This is a genomic window from Peptococcaceae bacterium 1198_IL3148 (assembly GCA_036763105.1).
Lineage (GTDB): Bacteria > Bacillota > Desulfotomaculia > Desulfotomaculales > Desulfohalotomaculaceae > JBAIYS01.
On sequence record JBAIYS010000028.1, the window covers coordinates 1 to 4,846 of the forward strand.

Consider the following 4,846-nt stretch of genomic DNA (forward strand, 5'->3'; position numbering starts at 1 on the left):
ATTGCCCTATCCTTTTGATGGGTAAGAGCCATGAATATTATCACCAATTATTGGGAAAATAATTCCCAAGGAACAATAAAATTTAAAACGGTAAGAAACCTATTTACACATAACTATTTATACTCCCCTCCCTCCTGCTCGATTTCTTGACGATTGTGAATTGAGAATTATATATGCCAAATACAAAGTTAACTGGAAATTCATTGTTATTCTTCTAACTAGAAGGATAACCTGTAATAGGAGAGTTAACTTCTAAATTTTTTTTGATTATGGGTCCAATAGCAGAAACTAGTTCATCCCTAGTATACACTGCTTTGTTTCTAAGCCCATATAACTCATCTCGCCCATGAATAAGAGGTACAAAGTATTCTTTCCCTTCAGTTGAGATGTATAGGAAATCACTATGAATAGAATACCATCGAAAGTGAATAAATGAATCAACTTTACCTAAGGACTTGTTTTTCAAAATGTTATTTAATTCTGCAGTATTGCTACTAAAATTAATTTGTTCAGGTGAGAGGTAACCTCCTATCTCCACAACTTGCCATTCATTGTTATGTTTAGCCATTTTAAAGGATGCTACTGGTTTTATAACTGAATCTTTTCTAAAAAGCACAGGAAACTCCCAATAGTAAGGGGTTGTTTGTAGAATCGTGGCAAGATTTGTTCCATCTAATAAAGCTTGTATTACATTTTTATTTATGCTTACAACTTTATAAGCGTTACCATATTCTAATTCTGTAGCGCTTTTTATTTCTGTCAATTCATTCCTGTTAAGTATATTTTTCTTATCTACTAAGAATTGTTTAGGGTTCATTTTAGACAAATTTATAGCTTCTTCAATTTTAGATTTTTCCTTGGCCGTATCTAATGATTGTTGATTGATTAGAGCTTCTGTAGGTACAGCAGCAAAAGCTACCGAAACATAAATAAAAGATATTAAAATAATTAATAACACACATTTATCTAGTTTCACTTTAACACCTCTTTTTAATTTTTATCGCCAAAATATACTACTAGACCAGAACCATTCATCGTTATTTTCATAGTAGGAGTAGGTGGCGCCATGTCCGCGTCCAGTCGAGGGATCATTATATATAACTGTATCGCTCTCAATGTCATAACCTTTAATTACCATAGCATGACGTCCAGGAGGATCTTTAAAGGTAATCACCGATATGATTGGGCCATTAAATTTGATTTGATATTGAACTGCATTGTAAGATAGAGAATTGTCTTGTACCGAGCCATTAATTTCAGTATACTCTTCAACGTAATTCTCCATTATACCAACATCATATATTCCTTGATTAAACTCTGTGCCAAATTCTTTTTTTGCAATCTCAACATTTCTATTAATTGTATCATCTAAAAAATATGATATAACCATCGCTGCAGAAGTAGCCCAGCAAATCTGATTATATTGTTGTGGATATTCGGGCACTGGTAATACACTCCTATAAGGGTAAACTATTATTGCCTTTGTTTTATAGTTATTAGTATAATCAGATTCTATAATGTCTTTATATTTATTTGTGTGTATTTTTACATCATAAATTCCTATTTGCCCATATGTAAGTTTAAATCTTACTGTTGCCACGGTACCAACATCTAAATCTAAAAATGAAATACTATGTATTTCAGTTCCATTTACTTCAATATAAGTAGATATTGTTCCATTAGCCTTTCCTGTGCCTAGACTTTGCACAGCAAATACGTAATCTACAGGTTTGTTTTGTACAAATTCTGAACCACCATTCTCTACATCAAAATAGGTAACAGCAAGATCTGGAACTCCTTGCCAAACGAAGTTGCCACTTTTACTATTATTACTGTTGTCAGATTCCAATATTGGGTTATATGGAATGACAATAAGTTCAATATTATGCGTACCTTCTGGAACCCCATTTAAATGTAATTCCAATGTATATTGGCTGCCTCCAGAAATGCTACCTAAATCTATACTACAATGCTACCTAAATCTATACTACCTATTGGTGTATTATCAACTTTAACCATAACATCCGTATTAATTGCTACAGTATTACCATAGTTTGCTATTTTATATTGGAAGCTAGCAGTTTCACCGACATTAAAAGGAGGATATGCTGTTCCGGGTTTTACTGATAAGGAAGTTATGCTCAAATCAGTAAAAACAGCATTTATTGATGCCGAATTGTCTTTATATACAACATCGGTTACTGAAAAGTTTATATTATTCCTTACATTTACTCTGTCTACTGGAGTATCATAAGTTATACTACTACCACTAAGTTTAATAATTTCTTCTAAGTTTTTTTCCGACTTTTCTTTAGTTATTGTTGGCTCAGAGATTATAACTTTACTTATATCTTTATCAAAATTCAAATCTTGTTGATAATAATTAGAAAAAGCAGCTTGTTGCATAGCGTAACAAGAATTTGTAATCATTAGAAACAAGATTACGAAGATAGTAATTGCCTTTTTCACAAACGACTCCCTCTTTTCATATGCTTTTTAAACACTAATAATTTTTATTCTTAAATATAAATTATTACCTATGCTTATTATTGTAAATGCAGTCAATTAATAAATTAAATAATAAATCTTTTTTTATATACCCTAAGAGCTATTATAATTATCAAACATAGCATTTCCTCCTTTCTCAATGTTCATAGTAGCAACAAATGGTTTTGCAAATTTTTCTATAATAATAAATATTGACATTATTCAGATATTTTAATATGGGTTAGTAGGTTTGATATATAATTTAGTTTGAAACTGTCAATTTAAGTAAGTATAATATAGGCATTTGGAAAATACAACGATAATTAATGTCGAGTTATGATGATTGTCCATAATATAGATGGTTAATAGTTAGGCCGTCGAGACCGTGTAGAACCACTAATGGATAATAAGATGCCTTAGGGTCAGAGTAAAAGACAAAAACCTGCTGAGAATTTAGCAAGGATGCTGAAAGCAGGCTAAATGGAAGGTGGAATTACCAAGTTTTCGGATAAAGGCACTCCACAAGGCGGAATAATTTCTCCGATCCTATTAAATATACATCTTCATTATGTACTAAATTTATGGTTTGAAAGATAATTAGAAAAAATAATTTAGGGGCAGTGCATTTGCTAAACTAAAAGTGTACCAAAATAACTAACCTGCTAAAGAGAAAATGTACCACCTCCCCTAAAATTACCCGTATAATGGAAGTTGCGAACCAACATTGTACGGGAGGAATTTAAGGTGATAGAGATGGTACAACACAATTATATCAGGTTTTTGTTTTTCAACAAAGAAAAGAGTAAACGTGCTATTGCCAAGGAGTTGGGGGTGCACAGGAACACTGTTACTAGGGCAATTGCCAATCCCGAACCTAAATACAACCTAACAGTAGAGCAAAGCAAGCCGGTTAATGGTCCTTTCGCCGAAAAAATTAAACTGATGCTTCAGGAGAATAAGGAAAAGGGCGCTAAAGGCCGTCTAACCAAAACAAGGATGTATGAATTATTGCAGGACGAGGGATATACAGGTTCCTATTCAGCCTTTACCTACCAGACACGGCAACTTGAAGAGGAACTGCAACTATCATCAAAAGAAGCCTTTATCAAACTTTTACCTCAAAAAGGCACCCTTCAAGTAGACTTTGGCGAGATGATTGTTCTTAGCCAAGGCAAGAGACATAAGGTTCATGCCTTTTGCGCCAAGCTATGTTTTAGCAAAGGGGAGTTTATACAAATTTACCCGTCACAAAAAACGGAACACTTTTTAGAAGGTTTAATGGCCACCTTCGCCTTCTTTGGCCATGTTCCTAGGAAGATCATATTTGACAATCTAAAGCCTGCTGTTAAAAAAGTGCTTACAGGAACAGAACGGGAACTCCAAGAAAGCTTTTTGAAGTTTCAATCCTTTTATTGTTTTGAAGCTGAGTTTTGTGGACCCGGTAAAGGTAACGAAAAAGGCCTTGTAGAAAACCTTGTAAAATACACCCGTAATAACTATTTCCTACCTTATCCTAATTTTACAGACTTCGATTCCTTTAACGCTGAGCTTACTAGGAGATGTCAGCAAAGACTAGAAAAAGGTGTTTTCGAGGGACAGACCTGGGTAAAGCTATTAATGGAAGAAGATTTTTTACCATTCACTGAGTTCTATGATTGCGCACGCATTAAGGAGGTTACCGTTGATACCTACCAACTAATTCATGTAGAAAGGAATCGCTATTCCGTTCCCACTCAATACGTTGGGAAAAAAGTTCAAGTACGGTTGTATCCTTTCAAGGTTGTGGTTACCTATAAAGAAAATATTATAGCAGAACATACTAGACTTTTCGGCAGGGATAATGAACTACTAAATCCTTACCATTACCTAACCCTTTTACAGCGGAAGGCCAGGGCATTTGACCAAGCAAAAGTAATCCATGATTGGAAACTGCCTCCAATTTATGAAACATACCATAGGCGTGTACAGGCTCATCGGCAGTCAAAGGCCAAAGGAACAAGAGAGTTTATAGATATTCTACGCTTGACAGAGGAACATGGGGTACAAGTCATTGCAAAAGTACTAAAAGAACTTGACGATAAGAATCAGTATAGTTGTTTATGGCAAAATAAAAATGTAGGCTTTGGCAGTTAATTTATGTATGTTAGCTAGTTAATAAAGGCATGAAAAAACCACTTGCCAACATCCCTAAAACTCAAATACACTTCTGTATGCGGACATCGTGTACAGGATGTCTTAGGAGATGTTGAAAGTGGCTGAAATAGATTATATCAGGTTTTTAGCTAATACAAAAGGGTTGTCCTATGCTGAAATTGCAAGGCAGCTGGGTGTAGATCCTAGAACAGTCAAGAAATATGTA

General features: G+C 34.2%; 4 protein-coding genes. 1 reads left to right on the forward strand and 3 read right to left on the reverse strand.

Going from position 1 to position 4,846, the window contains the following annotated elements; all coding sequences use genetic code 11:
* Positions 1–214: 214 nt before the first annotated feature.
* Genes V6C27_14665 through V6C27_14675 form a run of 3 tightly spaced genes read right to left on the reverse strand, consistent with a single transcriptional unit; the run spans position 215 to position 2,469 of the window.
* A complete protein-coding gene (locus V6C27_14665; GenBank protein ID MEG6617636.1) occupies positions 215–976 on the reverse strand; it encodes a hypothetical protein in 762 nt (253 codons plus the stop codon).
* A gap of 21 nt (positions 977–997) precedes the next feature.
* On the reverse strand, positions 998–1,924 hold the full coding sequence (locus tag V6C27_14670) for a papain-like cysteine protease family protein (GenBank protein ID MEG6617637.1): 927 nt from the start codon (positions 1,922–1,924) through the stop codon (positions 998–1,000).
* Positions 1,925–1,959: 35 nt separating this feature from the next.
* Positions 1,960–2,469 (reverse strand): hypothetical protein, encoded by a 510-nt coding sequence (locus V6C27_14675; GenBank protein MEG6617638.1) that lies wholly within the window; start codon positions 2,467–2,469, stop codon positions 1,960–1,962.
* A 771-nt stretch (positions 2,470–3,240) separates the two neighbouring features.
* Between V6C27_14675 and istA the strand changes: the two genes are divergently transcribed.
* Positions 3,241–4,620 carry an IS21 family transposase gene (gene istA, locus V6C27_14680; protein MEG6617639.1) on the forward strand — a complete coding sequence of 460 codons (1,380 nt, stop codon included), beginning with the start codon at positions 3,241–3,243 and terminating at the stop codon, positions 4,618–4,620.
* The last annotated feature ends 226 nt before the right edge of the window (positions 4,621–4,846 follow it).

Excerpts from the sequence above, each read along its gene's own strand:
- istA (MEG6617639.1), top strand. The coding sequence starts at position 3,241 with ATGGTACAACACAATTATATCAGGTTTTTGTTTTTCAACAAAGAAAAG.